Source organism: Anaeromyxobacter sp. Red801 (genome assembly GCF_049201065.2).
Taxonomy (GTDB): domain Bacteria; phylum Myxococcota; class Myxococcia; order Myxococcales; family Anaeromyxobacteraceae; genus Anaeromyxobacter.
Genome location: NZ_CM181236.1, coordinates 3357403 through 3375640, shown reverse-complemented (window position 1 = coordinate 3375640; position 18238 = coordinate 3357403). Strand labels below are relative to the sequence as shown.

Below are 18238 nucleotides of genomic sequence, written 5' to 3'. Positions count from 1 at the left end.
GGCGAGCGCGAGCGCGGCCTTCCGCCCACGGGCCGCACGCCAGCCCGCACGCGGGGTGTGCCCCCGAGCCGGCGCACCTGTCGCGCTTACCGGATCGCCCGCGTCGAAGTTACAGGCACGGCCGGGGATCGAGGCTCGACGCCGCCGCCGGCGTGCGATCGGCGGCGATCCCGGCGCGGGCACGGGGGTTGCTGGGGCGGGACCGGGCCACGAGCCTTCCCACCCTGGACGAGCAATCCCACCCTGGAGGAGAGATGAACCGACCGAGCACCGCGAGCAGCACCCTCGACCAGTACCTCCGCGAGATCAACCGCGTCGCGCTCCTCACGGTGGAGGAGGAGCGGCGGCTCGCCCGCCAGTTCCGCGACGAGGGGAACACCCGCGCCGGCCACCGGCTGGTGGAGGCGAACCTCCGCTTCGTGGTGAAGGTCGCCTTCGAGTACCGGTCCTACGGGCTGCGCATGGCCGACCTCATCCAGGAGGGCAACATCGGCCTGATGAAGGCGGTGCAGAAGTTCGATCCGGACAAGGAGATCCGGCTCATCTCGTACGCGGTGTGGTGGATCCGCGCCTACATCCAGAACCACATCCTGAAGTCGTGGTCGCTCGTGAAGATCGGCACGACGCAGGCGCAGCGTAAGCTCTTCTTCTCGCTGGCCCGCACCCGGCACGAGATCGAGCGGCTCACCCCCGGCGCCGGCCTGGCCGAGGAGGGCATCGACGTCGCGCTCGTCGCCAAGAAGCTCCGCGTGCGGCCGAGCGACGTGGTCGAGATGACCCAGCGCATGGAGGGCCGCGACCTCTCGCTCGACGCCCCGGTCGCCGACGGGACCAGCACGCACCTGGAGTTCACCCCCGCCGACGGCGAGCCGCAGGACGAGGAGCTGGCGCGCGCCGAGGAGGACGCGCTGCTCGCCCGCCGGGTGTCCGAGGCCATGGGGCGGCTCGACCCGCGCGAGCGGCACATCGTCGAGGCGCGGATCATGGGCGAGGGCAAGGAGACGCTGCGCGACCTCGGCCACCACTTCGGCTTCTCGCGCGAGCGCGCCCGCCAGCTCGAGATCCGGGCGCTCGAGAAGCTGCGCCGCGACCTCGAGCCGGTGGCCGACGAGATCGGCTGGCCGGTGAGCGGCGCGGAGGCGGGCGGCGCCGACTGACCGCGGCGCCCTGGCGTCCGCCCGCCCCTCGACGGGCTCGGGGCGAGCGGATGATCGTGGGATCGGCTACCCGCGCTTCACCGCGAAGGGCGAGAACGCCTGCCGCTCGGGCATGAGCTCGAGCGCGTTCACGTTCACGTGCGGCGGGCGGCTCACGCACCAGAGGATCGCGTCGGCCACGTCCTCGGGGCCGAGCGGCTGCATGCCGTGGTAGACCTGCTTCGCCTTCCCGGCGTCGCCGGAGAAGCGCACCAGCGAGAACTCGGTCTCGACCATGCCCGGCTCGACCGAGGTCGCGCGCACGCCGGTGCCGATCAGGTCGGCCTTGAGGTTGAGCGTGAACTGCCGCACGAACGCCTTGGTGGCGCCGTAGACGTTGCCGCCGGGGTACGGGTAGGTGCCGGCCACCGAGGCGACGTTCACCACGTGGCCGCGGCCGCGCTCGACCATGCCCGGCAAGAGCGCCCGCGTGACCACCACCAGGCCGGTGCAGTTCGTGTCGATCATCGTCTGCCACTCGTCCACCGAGGCGCGCTGCGCCGGCTCGAGCCCGAGCGCGAGCCCGGCGTTGTTCACCAGCACCTCCACCTCGCTCCAGGCGGCGGGCAGGGTGGCGAGGCTCGCCTCCACCGCGGCGCGGTCGCGCACGTCGAGCACGAGCGGGTGGACGCGGCCGGCGTGGCGCGAGGCGAGCGCGTCGAGGCGATCGGCGCGGCGGGCGGCGGCGACGACGCGCGCGCCGGCGCCGACGAGCGCGTCCACGCAGGCCGCGCCGATCCCGGAGGTCGCGCCGGTGACGAGGGCGAGGCGGTCGGTCAGGTCGTAGGGCATGGCGCGGATTCTAACCGCGCGCCCGCCCGTCCGCGCCGGTCGATTCGCCCGCCGGGGCGAGCGGCAGCGCGACCGTGAAGGACGCGCCGCCCCCGGGCCGCTCCCCGGCCTGGATCTCCCCGCCGTGCTGCAGGACGATCTTCTTCACGATGGCGAGCCCGAGGCCGGTCCCGGTGCCCTTGGTGGTGAAGTAGGGGTCGAAGATCCGCTCGCGCAGCTCGCGCTCGATCCCCGGCCCCTCGTCCGCCACCGTCAGCACCGCCCGGTCGCGGGTGCGCGCCACCCCGAGGTGGACGCGGGCGCGCCCGGGCCGCGCCGCCTCGATCGCGTTCGCGCACAGGTTCGCCAGCACGCGGCGCATCAGCGCGCGGTCGAGCCCCACCGGGCAGCTGGGGCTGGCGCGGACCACGTCCACGTCCGCCGCCTCGGTGACCTGCGGGCTGGTGCGCACGAACTCCTCCACGAACTCGCCCAGGTCGGACGGCTCGGGCCTCACCTGCGGCAGCTTGGCGAAGCCGGAGAACTCCTCCACCAGCCGCTGCAGCGTGCCGATCTCCTCGCGCACGATCTCGCCCGCGTCCGCGAGCAGCTTCCCGAAGGCCGCGTCGCCGCCCGGCGTCGCCTTCCAGCGCGCCTCGAGCTGCTGGAAGGCGAGCTGCATGGGGGTGAGCGGGTTCTTGATCTCGTGGGCGAGCCGGCGCGCCACCTCCTGCCACCCGGAGATCTTCTCCAGGTACACGATGCGGTCGCGGCTCTCGCGCACCTCGCGCACCATCGCGTTGAACGCGCGCGCCAGCCCGGCCACCTCGTCGGCGTGGCGGCCCGGGTCCACCTGCACCGAGAGGTCGCCGGCCGCGAGCCGCCGGACCGCGCGCACCAGGTCGGACACGCGCCGGGTGGTCCGGCGGGCCAGCCAGAACCCCACCCCGGCGGCCACCACCGCCCAGGCCACCAGCAGCAGCCCGAACGCGCGCACGTAGCTGCGGCGGATCTCCGCCTGCAGCCGCTCCACGTTCTGCACCAGCTCCGCCAGCTCGCGGGACTCCGCCACCTCGGCGAAGTAGCGGGCCTCGATGGCGAACACGCACTCGAGCTGGCCGCCGCCGGGCAGGCCCACCCGCGCCGGCGCCTCGCGCCACTCGCCCTCGGGGTTCGGCGCCTGCGTCTCCGCCTCGCTCACCACCTGGCCGTCGCGCCCGGTCCAGATCACCCGCCGCAGGCGCGGGGTCCGCTCCAGGGCGCTCGCCAGGTAGGCGGAGCCGGCGGCGGGGTCGCGCGGGAGCCCGCGGGCGAGCGCGCGCGCCTGCTCGGCGTAGAGCGCCTTGCGCGCCTGGAACAGGTCGCCGTAGAGCGACGGGATCGACTCCAGCCGGTCCACGACGCGCGGATCGAGCCCGAGGGTCAGGTTCTCCTGGGCGAGCCGGCCGGCGAGCAGGATGGCGCCGAGGGGCGGGAGGCTGGCCGCGATCACCAGCGCGAGCGTGATGCGCGCCTCGAAGCGCGACATGCGCAGGTGGCCGAGCAGCCGGCGCAGCCGGCCGGGCGCGGCCGCCGCGGGCGCGCGGGCGGGGCGGGGGCGGCTCATCGGGCGCCCACCTGGGCGAGCGTGAACGGGGCCGAGCGGAGCAGGTGCACGTCGGTGCCGGGGTCCGGGTCGCGGAGCAGGAAGCTCGCCACCGCCCCGAGCACGCTGCGCGAGCCGCCGCCCCCGCCGCCGCCCGCGCGGGCGCCGGCGGTGGGGTTCGCGATGTACTCGCGCGTCCGCTGGAGCTGCTCCCGCGACACCGGGTTCACCTCCACCCGCGCCTCCACCACCAGCGGCCCCGGCGGCAGGGCCCCCACGGCGCCCAGGTCCACCTCGCGCGCGTCGGACAGCAGGCGCCGCAGCGCGGCGTAGTCGGGCAGCACGCGCCGCGCGCCCGCGGGCGTGCGCCAGTCCTTCACGGTCACCGCGTAGGTCTCCTCCCAGACGTCGAACAGGATCTCGACCACCTCGCCGTAGAGCGCCGCGGGCGGGCCGCCCTCCTCGCGCGACACGGTGACGTAGATGGCGACGAGGTTGGTGAGGCCGTTGCCGAGCTGCTTCTCGAGCGCCGCGGGGAACACGGCGGAGAGGTCCAGGGTGGCCTGGAGGTGCCCGCCGCGGACCCACAGGCGCGCGGGCAGCGGCGCGGGCGCGGCGCGGGCCGGCGGGGCCGCGAGCGCGAGGGCGGCGAGCGCCAGGCCGGCGAGCACGGCGCGGCGGGCGCCGCGCGGGGGCGCGAGGGGGATCACAGGAAGTTGTCCAGCGCGTAGCCCAGCGAGGCGTTGAAGGTGCCCACCGGCGTGTCGAGGCGGAGCGCCACGTCCGCCGAGAAGGGCAGGTCGGACACCGAGGTGCGGCCGCCGCCGGGGCGCGCCGCCGACCACACGCCGCGCGCGCCGATCGCGAGGTAGCCGCGGTGGAAGAAGCCGCCCCGCGACCAGAGCGGCACGGCGTACTCCAGGCCGGCCATGCCGAGGACCGCGTCGTAGCGCGAGTCGGTGGAGAAGTTCAGCTCGAGCGCGCGCCCGAGCGCCGGCCCCACCGTGAAGTACGACCAGTCCGCGGCGTAGAAGCGCTCGAAGAACGGCGCCGAGCCCTGGGCCGCGCCGGCCGCGAGCTGGAGCCGGAGCCTGCGCCCGAGGAGCGCGTACGCGGTCTCGAGCTGCAGCAGGTACCGGCTGTACTCGTAGTCGCCGCCGAGCAGCGCCGAGCCGAAGGTGACCTGCGCCACCCCGCGGAAGCCGTCGGTGGGGAAGAAGAAGTCGTCACGCGTGTCGATCTCGTAGGTGCCGGTGAGCGCGGAGAGGTCGGACCAGCCGTACAGGATGGCGGGGCCCGGCCCGCGCGCGGCCGCCAGCGCGGGCGAGTCGTCGATGGCGCTCGCGTGCAGGCGCTCGTAGCGGTACGTCGCGAGCAGCCGCTCGAACGGGCCGGGGCGCATGCCGAGCGTCACCTCGCCGGCCGCGCGCTGGTAGCGGATGCGCGGGGCGCGCCCGTAACCGGAGCGGTACGCCTCGCAGTCGGGGTCGTCGCAGGTCAGCTCCTCGCCGCGCAGGAACTGGCCGGACACGCCGAACACGAGCGGCGGCAGCCGCCGCGGCGTGAGGTCGGGGGCGAAGAAGCCGCCGCGGAGCGCGAAGCGGGACGGGTCGTCCGACCGGCCCGACGGGGACCCGCCGTACACGAACGCGCCGGAGAGCCCCATGCCGCGGCCGAGGAAGTTCTGCTGGGACAGGCCGAGGCCGCCGTAGAACGGCTGCGGGCCGGTCGAGCCGAACACGAGGTCGCTCACGATGAGCGTGTTGCGCTCGGTGACCTCGATGACGAGCACCACCAGGCCGCGCTCCGAGCCGCGCTCGACGCGCGTCTCGACCCGCGAGAACCAGCCGAGCTGCAGGAGCCGCAGGCGCGACAGGAGCACCCGCTCGGTGTCGAGCACGTCCCCGGGCGCGACCAGCAGGTGGCGCCGCACCTCGGCCTCGCGCGTGTGCGTGAGGCCGCGCAGCTCGATGCGCTCCAGGTGGTAGCGGCGGCCGAGCGGGCCGGGCTCGGCGCCGGCGTCCGGCGCGGGGGCAGGGGCGGGCGCGGCGGCGGCGGGCGCCGGGCCGGGGGCGGCGGCCAGCAGCGCGAGCGCGCAGAGCGTGGGGAGCGCGGGCATCGGGCGGCGAGTCTACCGAAAGACGCGCGGCCGCGGTCCGCATTCACCACCGCCGGCGTCGCGGCCGGGGGGCGACGTCAGCGCCGCTCCTGCTCCCGCCGGAACGCCACGTACCCCTCCACCGCGGCCGCGTCGAGCGGGTCGGCGGCGAGCGCCGCCTCCCACGCGGCCCGGGCGGCCTCGACGTTCCCCAGCTTCCGCGCCACCTGGGCGCAGGCGAGCTGGCGGCGGGCCTCCCCGGCGCGGGCGGGCTCGGCCTCGTGCAGCTCGCGGCGGCGCGCCTCCCGGAGCGCGTCCGGGACGCCGGCCGCCAGGCACCGCCGCACGCCGCGCCAGTTGCCGGCGCGGGCGTCGTGGGCGAGGCGCGGGGCGGGGGTGGCGAGCGCGCCCTGCGCGAGGTCGAGGCGCGCGAGCAGCGCGCCGCTGCGCGTGGCGTGGTCGGGCGCGAGCGGCCGGGCGCGGAGCGCCTCCAGCTCCTCGCGGAGCGCGCGCGCCGCCCGGCGGACCTCGGGGAAGTCGGCGTCGGGCGGGAGGCCCAGCAGCGCGTACGGCCCCTCCGCGGCGCGCCGCTCCAGCACGTCCAGGCGCGCGCTCGCGCCCCCTGCGCTCGGCGGCGGCGAGGTCGGCGCCGGCTCGCGGCGGAGCGCGTCGGCGAGCGCCGCCACCGCGGCGCGCGCGCCGGGCGCGAGGTCCACGAGCTGCAGCGCGAACCCGGGCGCCATCCGGAAGGCGGCCGCCTCGGCGCGGGTGACGTGGCGCACCACCTCGGCGGCGAGCACGAGCGGCGACCGCAGCGACGCGTGGGCCAGCTCGACCTTCACGCGCGCGAACAGCGGGGGCAGGTCGTCGTCGGCGCGCAGGTACAGGCCGGCGCGGGTGAGCTCCACGATGGGGAGCCGGCGCGGCACCGGCCCGGCGCGCAGGATCGCGGTCAGCTCGGGCTCGGCGCGGGCCGGCGCCGGGGCCGGCGCGGGGGCCGGGCGCGCGCGCTCCGCCTCGTCGCCGCGGCGATCGGGGGCGGCGGGGGCCGGGACCGGACCCGGCGGCCGCACCAGCCGGGCCGCCGCCGGGCGCAGCGCCTCCGCCATCGCCGTCATGTCCTGGAAGCGGTCGCCCGGCGCCTTGGCGAGCGCGCGCAGCACCGCGGCCTCGAGGTCCGGCTCGAGGTCCGCGAACGCGGACGGCGGCGGGGGCGGCTCGCGCAGGTGCGCGAGCAGCAGCTTCTGCACCGGGCCGGAGTCGAACGGGCGGCGCCCGGCGAGCAGCTCGTACGCCATCACGCCGAGCGCGTACACGTCGGTGCGCGGGTCCACCGGCCCGCCCTCGCACTGCTCGGGCGCCATGTACTCGGGCGTGCCGATGATCGCGCCCGAGCCGCCGGTGGCGTGGCCGGTGGCGCTGCGCAGCTTCGCGATCCCGAAGTCCACCAGCTTCACGAAGTCGGGGCGCCCGCGGCGCGGCACGAGGAACACGTTCTCGGGCTTGAGGTCGCGGTGGACGACGCCGCGCTCGTGCGCGCACTGGAGCGCGTCGCAGAGCTGCAGCAGGACCTGCAGCGCCACCGAGCGGGGCAGCGGGCCGCGGGCGAGCCGCTCGGCCAGCGTCTCGCCGTCGAGCAGCTCCATCACGTAGTAGCGCCGGCCGGACGGCAGCGAGGCGAGGTCGTACACCCCGACGATGTTCTCGTGGCCGATGAGGTTCACCGCCCGCGCCTCGTCGTAGAAGCGCTGGACCAGCTCCGCGTCGGCGGCCATCGACTCGTGCAGGAACTTGATCGCCACCCGGCTGCCGATGACCGGGTGCTCGGCCAGGTAGACCGTGCCCATGCCGCCGCGCCCGAGCATGCGCACGATGCGGAAGCTGCCGACCTGCGCGCCCACCAGCGGGTCCGCGCCGGCGTCCGGCGGCGGCGCGGCGGCGCACCCGCCGAACACGAGCGTGCGGGCGGCGGCGTCGGCGGGGGTGCAGGGGTCGGACGGCGCGTGCGGTGCTCCGCAGCGCAGGCAGGCGGTCGCGCCCGCGGACTCGTGGACCTTTCCCGGTTCCTGCAATGAGCCCCCGCGGTTTGCACGTTCAGCCTAGCAGAGGGCGCAGGCGGGCCGTGCCCCGCGCAGGGGGGACAGATCGGCGCGCGACCCGTCGCGCCCCCCCGAAACCACTTGCCCCACCGTGCGAACATTGATTCAACGAATCCGAGCCATGCCCGACCTCAGGAAGATGACCGTGGAGAGCCTCCGCGCGCTCGCGCGCAAGGTCCTCGGCCCGGGTCACTCCCGGCTGAAGACCAAGGCGGAGCTGGTGAGCGCGCTCGAGGAGGCCGGGGCCGGCGAGCCGGCCCGGGCGGCGCCCGGCGCGTCGAAGGCGGCACCCAGGGTGAAGGGGGCGAAGCCGGGGCCGGGCGCGCGGGTCCGCGCGGCGGCGGGACGGGCCGTGAAGGCCACCGGCGAGGCGGTGCGCGCGGTCAAGCAGGCGGCGGGCGAGGTGGCCCGCGCGGGCGCGAGGAAGCCGGCCGGGAAGGCCGCGGAAAAGGCGGCGGAGGCCGGCGCGCCGGCCGCGAAGCCCCGGTCCGGCGCGGCGGCTCGCGCGGCGCGGGCGGGCGCCGGGGCGGCCATCGGCGCGGTCGTCGGCGCCAGGGCGGGCGCCGCCCCGGCCCGGGCGCGCAAGGCGGGCAAGGCTGCGACCGCGGCGGCGGCCGTGGCGGGCGCTGCGGTCGGGGCGGCGGTGGGCGCCGCGGCCGGGGTCCGCGCCGGGCGGCGGAAGGTCACGGCGCGCAAGCGCGCCGCCGTCCCCGACGCCGAGGGCTTCTTCGTGGCGAGGGTGCGCGGCGAGGACGCCGTCCGCGACGCCCCGCACCCGCTGGTCGAGCCGGAGCCGGAGGACGAGGAGGCCGCCGCCGAGGAGGGCGAGGGCACGCCCTCCGGCGCGCCCGCGTACGACGAGGGGCTTGGGGAGCTGCCCTGGGGCTACGGCGACGATGCGTTCGTCGCGCTCCCCCGCGACCCGCACACGCTCTTCCTCTACTGGGACTGGTCCGGCGACACGCTGGACGCCGCGTTCCAGGGGCTGGAGCACGGGCGCTCGCAGCTGTGGGTCTTCGCGCGGAGCGGCGCGGGCTGGGAGCGCGTCCGGGTGATCGACTTCGCGCTCGAGTCGCGCGGCTACTACGTGCACGACCTCGAGCCGGGGCGCGCCTACCGCGCCGAGATCCACGTGGTGGACCGGCGGGGCGCCGAGCGCCTGCTCGCCCGTCCGTCCAACCCGGTGGGCCTGCCGCCGATCGGCCCGTCGGGCGTGGCGGACGACCGGTTCGTGCGCATCCCGTGGGACATGCCGCTCGGCCGCCTGCTCGGGCCGGGCCACGCGGGCGGCCCGTTCTCCGACGAGGTGCGCGCGCTGCTGGCGCGCCTGTCCGACTGGTCGCGCTTCGGCAGCGCGCCGGTGTGGGGCGGGAGCGCGGGCGGGATGGGGGGGCGGCCGTCGTCCCCGACCGCGGCGCCGTCGTCGCCGGGCCGGCCCGTCGAGCCGAGGGAGAAGTAGATGACCGACGTGCGCGGCTACGTGGCGCTCCAGCTCCACGCGCACCTGCCGTTCGTGCGGCACCCCGAGTACGACGACTTCCTGGAGGAGGACTGGCTCTACGAGGCCATCTCGGAGACCTACCTCCCGCTGTTGCAGGCGTTCGACCGGCTCACCGACGAGGGCGTGCCGTTCCGCGTCTCGATGACGATGACGCCGCCGCTCGTCGCCATGCTCCGCGACGAGCTGCTCATGTCGCGCTACGCGCGGCGGCTCGACAAGCTGTGCGAGCTCGCGGACAAGGAGGTCCACCGCACCCGCAAGGACGCGACGTTCCACGGCCTGGCGCTCCACTACCAGCAGGAGTTCCGGGCGCTGCGGGGGCTGTTCGGGGATCGCTACCGCCGCGACCTGGTGGGCGCCTTCAAGCGCCTGGAGGATGCGGGCCGGCTCGAGATCGTCACCTGCGGCGCGACGCACGGGTTCCTGCCGCTCATGCAGGAGTACCCGGAGGCCGTGCGCGCGCAGCTCGCGGTCGCGGTGGCGCACCACCGCCGCCACTTCGGCGGGGATCCGGCCGGCATCTGGCTGCCGGAGTGCGGCTACTTCCCGGGCCTCGACGCGTACCTGGCCGAGCAGAACATCCGCTACTTCTTCGTGGACACGCACGGCATCACCGACGCCACGCCGCGCCCGCGCTACGGCGTCTACGCGCCGGTCTACACGCCCACCGGCCCGGCCGCGTTCGGGCGCGACGCCGAGTCCTCGATGCAGGTGTGGAGCGCCGAGTCCGGCTACCCGGGCGATCCCGACTACCGCGAGTTCTACCGGGACGTGGGCTGGGACCTCGACCTCGACTACGTCCGGCCGTACATCCAGCCCACCGGGCAGCGGAAGAACGTCGGCATCAAGTACTTCCGGATCACCGGCCGGACCGCGCACAAGGAGCCCTACGACCCGGGCCGCGCGCGCGAGCGGGCCGCGCAGCACGCCGGCAACTTCATGTTCAACCGCGAGCGGCAGATCGAGCACCTCGCCTCGCGGATGGGCGGCGTTCGCCCCATCGTCGTGTCGCCCTACGACGCGGAGCTGTACGGCCACTGGTGGTACGAGGGGCCGATGTTCATCGACTACCTCGTGCGGAAGACCGCCTACGACCAGCGCGTCTTCCGGCTGGCCACGCCCGGCGACTACCTGCGCGAGAACCCCGAGCAGCAGCTCGCCACGCCGCCGCTCTGCTCCTGGGGCGCCGGCGGCTACGCCGGCGTGTGGCTGGACGGGTCGAACGACTGGATCTACCGCCACCTGCACAAGGCGGCCGAGCGGATGATCGCGCTGGCGCGCGACCACAAGCAGCCCACCGAGCTGGAGCGCCGCGCGCTCTCGCAGGCGGCGCGCGAGCTCCTGCTGGCGCAGTCGTCCGACTGGGCCTTCATCATGAAGACCGGCACCATGGTGGACTACGCCATCCGGCGCACCAAGGAGCACGTGCTCCGCTTCACGCGGCTCCACGACCAGCTCCGCGCCGGCCGGATCGACGAGGGGTGGCTCGCCCACGTCGAGCAGAAGGACAACATCTTCCCCGAGATCGACTACACGGTGTACGCGCCGCGGTGACGGTCGCGCGCCGGCCGGAGCCCGTCGGCCGCCGGTCTTCGCGATCGCCCTCGGGCGCGGCCGCGGCCGGGCGCATCCCGCGTTGACGCCCCGCGCCGACCCGACTAGCCTCCCCCGCACGCAGCTCCCCGGAGATTCCTCCGAGGATCCGAGAGATTCCGCACCCGATGGCCGACGAACTTGGAACGACCGAGCGCGAGATCATCGCGCAGCGTCTGAAGAAGGCCGAGGCGCTCCGCGCCCTCGGCGTGAACCCCTTCGGAAACGGCTGGCAGCCCCGCCACCTCGCGGACGAGCTGCTGCGCCGCTACGGCGACCAGCCCGCCGAGGAGATCGCGAAGGACCCGGGCGACTGGTCGCTCGCCGGTCGCGTCCTCGCGGTCCGCTCCTTCGGAAAGGCCGCGTTCCTGCGCGTCCGCGACCGCTCCGCCGAGCTGCAGGTCTGGGTGAAGAAGGACCGGGTCGGAGACCAGGCGTTCGAGGTCTTCAAGCTGCTCGACATCGGCGACATCGTGGGCGCGGAGGGCCCGGCCACCCGCACCAAGACCGGCGAGCTGACGCTGGAGGCGCGGTCGTTCACCATCCTCACCAAGGCGACGCGCCCGCTGCCGGAGAAGTGGCACGGCCTGACCGACGTGGAGCAGCGGTACCGCCAGCGCTACGTGGACCTGGTGGTCACGCCGGGCGTGCGCGAGGCGTTCGTGAAGCGCGCCCGCATCGTCTCCGGCATCCGCCGCTTCCTGGACGCGCGCGGCTATCTCGAGGTCGAGACGCCCACGCTGCACAAGCCGGAGGAGGCGGGCGGGGCGGCGGCGCGGCCGTTCGAGACGCACCACAACGCGCTCGACCTCGACCTGAAGCTCCGCATCGCCACCGAGCTGCACCTGAAGCGGCTGGTGGTGGGCGGCCTCGACCGCGTCTACGAGATCGGCCGGATCTGGCGCAACGAGGGGATCGACCGGCGCCACAACCCGGAGTTCACCTCCATCGAGTTCTACCAGGCGTACGCCACGCACGAGGACCTGATGCGCCTCACCGAGGAGCTGATGCACCAGCTCGCGGTGGAGGTGACCGGCGGGCCGGTGGTGACGTTCCAGGGCCAGGCCATCGACCTGACCCCGCCGTACCCGCGCGTGTCCATGCTGGAGGTGGGCGCGCGGGCGCTGGGGCTGGCGCCGGACGACGCGCTGGCCGGCCGCGGGCTGGCCGAGGCGCTCTCGCGCGCCGCCGCCCGGGAGAACGACTCCGAGGACGCCTGGAAGCTGGAGCAGGCCGCGAAGAAGACGCCGGGCGAGGCGGTGGCGCTCGCGTTCGAGATCTTCGGCGAGCCGCAGCTCCCCACGGACCGGCCCGCGTTCGTGGTGGACTTCCCGCTGGAGACGAGCCCGCTCTCCCGCCGGCGCGACGCCGACCCGCGGCTGGTGGACCGCTTCGAGCTGTTCGCCGCCGGGATGGAGCTCGCGAACGCGTTCTCCGAGCTGAACGACCCGGCCGACCAGCGCGCGCGCTTCGAGGCGCAGATGCGCGCCAAGGCCGCCGGCGACGAGGAGGCCATGCCCTACGACGAGGACTTCGTCCGCGCGCTGGAGCACGGCATGCCGCCCACCGCGGGCGAGGGGATCGGCATCGACCGCCTGGCCATGCTCTTCACCGACTCCGCGTCGATCCGCGACGTGATCCTGTTCCCGCTGCTGAAGTCCCGCGACTGACCTTGTCCGATCCCGTCCCGCACCGGCCCGGCTCCGAGCCCGGCCCCCGTCCGGCGCCGGCGCCCGGCGCCTCCCACGACGGCGCCGCGCACCCCGTGCCGCCGGTCTTCTCCTTCGCCGCGTTCGCGCTGGTGCTGGTCGGCGTGTTCGGCGCCGCCGCGCTCGCCCCCGTGGCCCACGCGTTCTTCGGCGACCGGCTCGGCCTGCCCACGCCGCTCGCGAGCGGCCTGGCCGCGCTCGCCGGCGCCGCGCTCGGCGGCGCGTTCGGCGCGGCGGCCGCGCGGGTGGGGCGGCGCCTCGCGTTCTACGAGCTCTCCGCCGCCACGCTGCTGTGGACCGCGGTGGTCGCGGTGCTGGTGGGCGTGCTGCCCCCCGGCGTCCGCGGCGCGGTGGGCGCGATCCAGGCGCTCGAGGCCCAGGGCACGCTGGTGGTGGTGCTCGGGCTGCTCGGGGCCGGCCTGCTCTCGGCGGTGGCGGTGTTCGCGGGGGCGAGCCTCGCGTACCTGCTGGCCGGCGCGGGCCGGGTGGACGCCTCGCTCTCCTACGAGCTGTTCGTGGCGCGCAGCCACCTGAAGCTCTCGCCGAAGGCGCTCGCGGCGCTGTTCGCGGTGGTGGTGACCGGGCTGCTCCCGGGCCTGCTGCTCGCGCTGGCCTGGTCGCTGGTCCGCGACGCGCGGGAGCGGCGCGCCTACCGCCGCGGCGAGCTGTTCCACCGCCCGCGCATGCCGGCCACGCTGCTCATGACGCTCATCTCGATCGGCGGCGTCGCCATCGGGGTGTGGGCGCTCACCGTGGTGCTCTCGGTGATGAGCGGCTTCGAGGCCGACCTGAAGAAGAAGATCCTGGGCCACACCGCGCACGGCATGGTGCTGAGCTACGGCCAGGACGACTTCGGCGACTGGCGCCGCATCCGCGAGACGGTGCTCGGGGTGCGCGGCGTCGAGGCGGCCACGCCGTTCCTCTACAACGAGGTGATGCTCTCCACCGGCCAGAACCTGACCGGCGCCATCCTGAAGGGCATCGACGTGAAGACCATCGGGTCGGTCACCGACCTGCCCGCGAGCGTGCAGGACGGCCGGCTGGAGTGGCTGGACGCGCCGGCGGAGATCCCGCTGCCCCGCGACGGCGGCGACCCCGGGAGCGCGGCGCCGGAGCGGCCGCGCCCCGGCCGCCCGCTGCCCGGCATCGTGATCGGGCGCGAGCTGGCGCACGCGCTCCGGGTCTTCGTGGGCGACCAGGTGAACCTGGTGTCGCCGTTCGGCGACCTGGGCCCGGGCGGGCCGCAGCCGAAGAGCCGGCCGTTCCGCGTGGCGGCGGTGTTCTACAGCGGCATGTACGAGTACGACTCCAAGTTCGCGTACATCTCGCTCGCCGAGGCGCAGCGGTTCTTCGGGGTCGAGACGGTCACCGGGCTCGAGGTGAAGGTGCGCGACGCCGACGCGGCGCGCTCGGTGATGGGCCGGGTGGTGTTCGCGCTGGGCGGCTGGCCCTACCGCGCCAAGGACTGGGGCGAGCTGAACCGCAGCCTCTTCTCCGCGCTGCAGATGGAGAAGGTGGTGATGGCGGTGATCCTCGGCTTCATCGTGCTGGTGGCGAGCTTCATCATCGTCGCCACGCTCATCATGCAGGTGCTGGAGAAGCGGCGCGAGATCGCGGTGCTGAAGTCGATGGGCGCCGGGGTGCCCAGCGTCATGAAGATCTTCGTGGTGGAGGGCGTGGTGATCGGGGCGGTGGGCACGGTCTTCGGCCTGCTGCTCGGCCTCGGCACCTGCCTCCTCATCGACAAGGTCGGCATCCCGCTCGACCCGGGCGTCTACTACATCTCCAACCTGCCGGTGCTGCTCGACGGCGCGCAGTTCACGCTGGTTGGGCTGGCCGCGCTCGCGCTCTCGTACCTCGCCACCATCTACCCCGCCACCAAGGCGGCCCGCCTCCACCCGGTGGACGGGCTGCGGGACGAGTGATGCAGGCCGCGCCGCTCATCCGCATCGAGGGCCTGGGGAAGACCTACCTCATGGGCGAGAAGCGCCTGGAGGTGCTCCGCGGGATCGACCTGGAGATCGCCGCGGGCGAGCTGGTGGCGCTCACCGGCCCGTCCGGCGCCGGCAAGAGCACCTTCCTGCACCTGCTGGGCGCCCTCGACGTGCCCACCCGCGGGCGGGTCCTGTTCGAGGGCGAGGACGTGTTCGGGCGCGGCGAGGACGGCCTGGCCGCGTTCCGGAACCAGACCATCGGCTTCGTGTTCCAGAGCCACCACCTGCTGCCCGAGTTCACCGCGCTGGAGAACGCCATGATGCCGGCGCTCATCCGGCGGGTGGCCCGCGGCGAGGCCCGCCGCCGCGCCGCCGAGATGCTGGAGACGGTCGGCCTGGGCGAGCGGATGGAGCACCGGCCCGGCGAGCTGTCCGGGGGCGAGCAGCAGCGCGTCGCCCTGGCCCGCGCGCTGTGCCTCCAGCCGAAGCTCCTGCTCGCCGACGAGCCGACCGGCAACCTCGACCCGCAGACCGCCGAGGGGATCCACGCCTTGCTCGCAGACCTGAACGTCCGGATGGGAATCACCGCGGTGGTGGTGACGCACAACGAGCGGCTCGCCGCGGCGCTGCCGCGCCGCCTCCGCCTGGTCCAGGGACGGCTCGCTTGACGCGCCCCGCGACCCCCGCCCCGCGTCGCCCGGCGACGGGGCAGGCCACGGCGCAAGAGTGTTTGAGGTTTTCCAGGGGCCGGTTTAGATTCCGCGGCTCCGTGACGCGCCACCTGCTCAGCGTCCCCGTCCTGCTCGCGGCGCTGCTCCTGGCCGCTGCGCCCGCGCTCGCGCGCGGCGCCGACGCCGTGCTGTCCGACGTCCGCATCGAGGGCAACCGGCGCGTCGAGGTGGACGCGATCCGCGCGACCATCTCCAGCAAGAAGGGCGAGCCGCTCGACCCCAAGAAGGTGGACCAGGACCTGCGCGGCATCATGCGCCTGGGCCTGTTCTCGGACGCGACCGCCGAGCTGGAGGGGCCGGAGGCGTCGCCCGTCCTCGTCTACAAGGTGGTGGAGCGGCCCACCGTCCACGAGGCGAAGATCGTCGGGAACGAGGCGCTCTCCAAGGACGACCTCAAGGACACCGTCGAGCTGAAGCCCTACGCGGTGCTCGACCTTGCCGTCGTCCGCAAGGACGTGAAGAAGATCCAGGAGAAGTACGTCGAGAAGGGGTACTACCTCGCCGACGTGACCTGGAAGGTCGTGGACCTCCCCGACAACCAGGCGGACGTGATCTACACCGTGGACGAGAAGGCCAAGGTCCAGGTGAAGGAGATCCGCTTCCTCGGGAACGACCACGTCCCGAAGGACGACATCACCCCGTTCATGCAGACGCAGGAGGGCAACCTCCTGTCGTTCCTGAACTCCACCGGCACGTACAAGGAGGAGGCGTTCCAGCACGACCTCCAGTCCGTCCAGGCCGTCTACATGGACAAGGGCTACGTGACGGTGAAGGTGGGGAAGCCGTCCGTCGCGCTCTCGCCGGACCGCCGGTTCCTCTTCATCACCATCCCGGTGGAGGAGGGCGAGAAGTACGACATCGGCAAGGTCGAGTTCAGCGGGCAGCTCCTCGACCGCGAGCCGGTGCTGAAGCGCATGGTCCGCACCAAGACCGGCGACCTGTTCATGCGCTCCAAGGTGGGCGCCGACATCTTCGCCATCGGCGACCTCTACAAGGACATGGGGTACGCCTACGCGAACGTCACCCCGCTGACGAACACCGACCCGAAGCGCCGCATCGTGGACATCAACTTCGAGGTGCAGCCCGGCCCGAAGGTCCACTTCGAGCGCATCGAGATCATCGGCAACGACAAGACGCGCGACAAGGTGATCCGCCGCGAGCTGCGGATCTACGAGGGCGAGCTCTACAGCGGCACCGGGATCAAGGCGTCGAAGCAGCGCATCACCGCGCTGGGCTTCTTCGAGACGGTCGAGATCACCACCAAGAAGGGCAGCAAGGACGACACCATCGTCGCCACGGTGGAGGTGAAGGAGAAGGCCACCGGCACCTTCCAGGTCGGCGCCGGCTTCTCGTCCTACGAGAACTTCATCCTCACCGGCCAGATCTCGCAGAACAACTTCTTCGGCTGGGGCCAGACGCTCTCGCTGCAGGTGCAGTGGTCGTCGATCCGCCAGCTCGGGCAGATCCAGTTCGTCGAGCCGTACTTCCTCGACACGCGCTGGACGTTCGCCTTCGACCTGTACGCGACCGAGGGCTACTACACGACGTTCACCCGGCGGGCCATCGGCGGCTCGATGACCTGGGGCTACGAGCTCTCCGGCCTCTACCCGTGGTGGTCGTTCGCGCGGAAGCTCGACGACCTGCGCCTGTTCGCCACCTACACGAACGAGTACGTGTCGGTGTCGGCCTCCGACTCCGGCCTGCTCTACGCGAACCAGTTCAAGTCCGGCACCACCAGCGCGCTGCGCCTCTCGCTGCAGTGGGACAAGCGCGACAACCGCCTGTTCCCGTCGCGCGGCTGGTTCGTCTCCACCAGCGCCGAGGCCGCCCCGCCGTTCATGGCGCCGCAGTGGGCGTTCGGCCAGAACGTGAACCTGTTCACCCGGTACGCGCTCGACGCGCGCTGGTACCGGCCGGTGTTCCTCGGCCTCATCGCCCGCGCCAAGCTGACGCTCGGCTACATCCGCAACTGGGACGCCTCGCACCAGGTGCCCATCTCCGAGCTGTACTACGTCGGCGGCATCAACTCGCTGCGCGGCTACCGCTACCTCTCCATCGCGCCGGCGGAGGACGTGGGCCGCTCGCGCAACCCGTCGTCCGCGCTCTACCCGCTGGCGGTCGGCGGCGACAAGCAGCTCGTCCTGAACCTCGAGCTCGAGTTCCCCATCGTCGAGAAGGTGGGCGTGCGCGGGGTGCTGTTCAGCGACATGGGCAACGCGTTCGCCCGCGGCAAGTTCTCCGATCCCGACGTCCCGCTGTCGCTCTACAAGTCCGTCGGGTTCGGCTTCCGGTGGTTCAGCCCCATCGGCCCGCTCCGGTTCGAGTGGGGCATCCCGCTGAATCGCCGCAAGGACAAGCTGACCGGCGAATACGTCGATCAGGCGCTCGACTTCCAGTTCACCATCGGCAACTTCTTCTGATCCACCGAAGGACCCGCCATGCGCACTCTCGCTCGCCTCTCCCTGCTGGCCCTCCTCCTCTCCGCCACCGCCGCCCGCGCCGAGGCCAAGTTCGGCTTCGTGGACCTGCAGCGCGCCATCCGCGAGGTGGACGAGGGCAAGTCCGCCACCGCCGTGCTGAAGAAGGACTTCGACGAGAAGCAGAAGGTCATCGACCAGAAGAAGGCCGAGTTCGACAAGCTCAAGACCGACTTCGACAAGCAGGCCGTGGTCATGGCCGACCAGGCGAAGAAGGACAAGGCCGCCGAGCTCGACCGGAAGGCGATGGAGCTGCAGCAGCTGTTCGTGCAGCTCCAGAAGGACCTGTCGCAGCGCGAGGGCGAGGTGATGCGCGGCATCGTGGACAAGATGACCGGCGTCATCCGCGAGATCGCCGAGGCGGACGGGTTCACCATGGTCTTCGAGCGCAACGACGCGGGCATCGTCTACGCGCCGCAGTCGCTCGACCTCACCAACGAGCTGGTCCGCAAGTACAACGCCCGCTTCGGCGCCGGGAGCAAGGCCGGCGGGCAGGCGAAGAAGGCCGAGCCGGCCAAGCCGGCCGCCGGGAAGAAGTAGGCGC

At 73.9% G+C, this 18238-nt stretch carries 13 protein-coding genes; 8 read left to right on the top strand and 5 right to left on the bottom strand.

Features of this window, described 5'->3' with window-relative positions; translation table 11 throughout:
• Positions 1-254: 254 nt before the first annotated feature.
• Positions 255-1157: an RNA polymerase factor sigma-32 gene (locus ACOQFB_RS15535; protein ID WP_059438115.1), complete on the top strand. Its 903-nt coding sequence runs from the start codon at positions 255-257 to the stop codon at positions 1155-1157.
• A gap of 66 nt (positions 1158-1223) precedes the next feature.
• Here ACOQFB_RS15535 and ACOQFB_RS15530 read toward each other — a convergent pair whose 3' ends face one another.
• From ACOQFB_RS15530 to ACOQFB_RS15510, 5 genes are all read right to left on the bottom strand, one after another.
• Complete coding sequence (locus ACOQFB_RS15530) at positions 1224-1988, bottom strand: SDR family NAD(P)-dependent oxidoreductase (RefSeq protein ID WP_421609337.1); 765 nt, start codon at positions 1986-1988, stop codon at positions 1224-1226.
• A gap of 10 nt (positions 1989-1998) precedes the next feature.
• Entirely contained in the window at positions 1999-3573 is a 1575-nt protein-coding gene (locus ACOQFB_RS15525; RefSeq protein WP_421609336.1) for a sensor histidine kinase, read from the bottom strand.
• A complete protein-coding gene (locus ACOQFB_RS15520) occupies positions 3570-4262 on the bottom strand; it encodes a hypothetical protein (RefSeq protein ID WP_421609335.1) in 693 nt (230 codons plus the stop codon). Before ACOQFB_RS15520 ends, ACOQFB_RS15525 begins: the two co-directional genes overlap by 4 nt.
• Positions 4259-5671: a BamA/TamA family outer membrane protein gene (locus ACOQFB_RS15515; protein ID WP_421609334.1), complete on the bottom strand. Its 1413-nt coding sequence runs from the start codon at positions 5669-5671 to the stop codon at positions 4259-4261. The genes ACOQFB_RS15520 and ACOQFB_RS15515 overlap by 4 nt, the downstream gene beginning before the upstream one ends.
• Before the next feature lie 77 nt (positions 5672-5748).
• Positions 5749-7722, bottom strand: a complete 1974-nt coding sequence (locus tag ACOQFB_RS15510; protein WP_421609333.1) for a protein kinase domain-containing protein — start codon at positions 7720-7722, stop codon at positions 5749-5751.
• A 148-nt stretch (positions 7723-7870) separates the two neighbouring features.
• On the opposite strand from ACOQFB_RS15510, the gene ACOQFB_RS15505 reads away from it, so the two are divergent.
• From ACOQFB_RS15505 to ACOQFB_RS15475, 7 genes are all read left to right on the top strand, one after another.
• Positions 7871-9208, top strand: a complete 1338-nt coding sequence (locus ACOQFB_RS15505) for a DUF4912 domain-containing protein (protein ID WP_421609332.1) — start codon at positions 7871-7873, stop codon at positions 9206-9208.
• The gene (locus ACOQFB_RS15500) at positions 9209-10804 is read left to right on the top strand and encodes a glycoside hydrolase family 57 protein (RefSeq protein ID WP_421609331.1); all 1596 of its coding nucleotides are present in this window, start codon (positions 9209-9211) and stop codon (positions 10802-10804) included.
• Between the two features lie 167 nt (positions 10805-10971).
• Positions 10972-12513, top strand: a complete 1542-nt coding sequence (gene lysS / locus ACOQFB_RS15495; RefSeq protein WP_059437439.1) for a lysine--tRNA ligase — start codon at positions 10972-10974, stop codon at positions 12511-12513.
• 2 nt (positions 12514-12515) lie between these two features.
• A complete protein-coding gene (locus ACOQFB_RS15490; RefSeq protein WP_059437440.1) occupies positions 12516-14477 on the top strand; it encodes an FtsX-like permease family protein in 1962 nt (653 codons plus the stop codon).
• Positions 14477-15154 carry an ABC transporter ATP-binding protein gene (locus tag ACOQFB_RS15485; protein ID WP_059437441.1) on the top strand — a complete coding sequence of 226 codons (678 nt, stop codon included), beginning with the start codon at positions 14477-14479 and terminating at the stop codon, positions 15152-15154. Before ACOQFB_RS15490 ends, ACOQFB_RS15485 begins: the two co-directional genes overlap by 1 nt.
• A gap of 101 nt (positions 15155-15255) precedes the next feature.
• Positions 15256-17637 carry an outer membrane protein assembly factor BamA gene (bamA, locus tag ACOQFB_RS15480; RefSeq protein ID WP_059437442.1) on the top strand — a complete coding sequence of 794 codons (2382 nt, stop codon included), beginning with the start codon at positions 15256-15258 and terminating at the stop codon, positions 17635-17637.
• 18 nt (positions 17638-17655) lie between these two features.
• Positions 17656-18234, top strand: a complete 579-nt coding sequence (locus ACOQFB_RS15475; RefSeq protein WP_059437443.1) for an OmpH/Skp family outer membrane protein — start codon at positions 17656-17658, stop codon at positions 18232-18234.
• The last annotated feature ends 4 nt before the right edge of the window (positions 18235-18238 follow it).

Coding starts and splice junctions, on each gene's coding strand:
- ACOQFB_RS15515 (WP_421609334.1), bottom strand. CDS start 5,671: ATGCCCGCGCTCCCCACGCTCTGCGCGCTCGCGCTGCTGGCCGCCGCC.
- ACOQFB_RS15475 (WP_059437443.1), top strand. CDS start 17,656: ATGCGCACTCTCGCTCGCCTCTCCCTGCTGGCCCTCCTCCTCTCCGCC.
- ACOQFB_RS15505 (WP_421609332.1), top strand. CDS start 7,871: ATGCCCGACCTCAGGAAGATGACCGTGGAGAGCCTCCGCGCGCTCGCG.
- ACOQFB_RS15525 (WP_421609336.1), bottom strand. CDS start 3,573: ATGAGCCGCCCCCGCCCCGCCCGCGCGCCCGCGGCGGCCGCGCCCGGC.
- ACOQFB_RS15500 (WP_421609331.1), top strand. CDS start 9,209: ATGACCGACGTGCGCGGCTACGTGGCGCTCCAGCTCCACGCGCACCTG.
- ACOQFB_RS15530 (WP_421609337.1), bottom strand. CDS start 1,988: ATGCCCTACGACCTGACCGACCGCCTCGCCCTCGTCACCGGCGCGACC.
- ACOQFB_RS15535 (WP_059438115.1), top strand. CDS start 255: ATGAACCGACCGAGCACCGCGAGCAGCACCCTCGACCAGTACCTCCGC.
- ACOQFB_RS15485 (WP_059437441.1), top strand. CDS start 14,477: ATGCAGGCCGCGCCGCTCATCCGCATCGAGGGCCTGGGGAAGACCTAC.
- lysS (WP_059437439.1), top strand. CDS start 10,972: ATGGCCGACGAACTTGGAACGACCGAGCGCGAGATCATCGCGCAGCGT.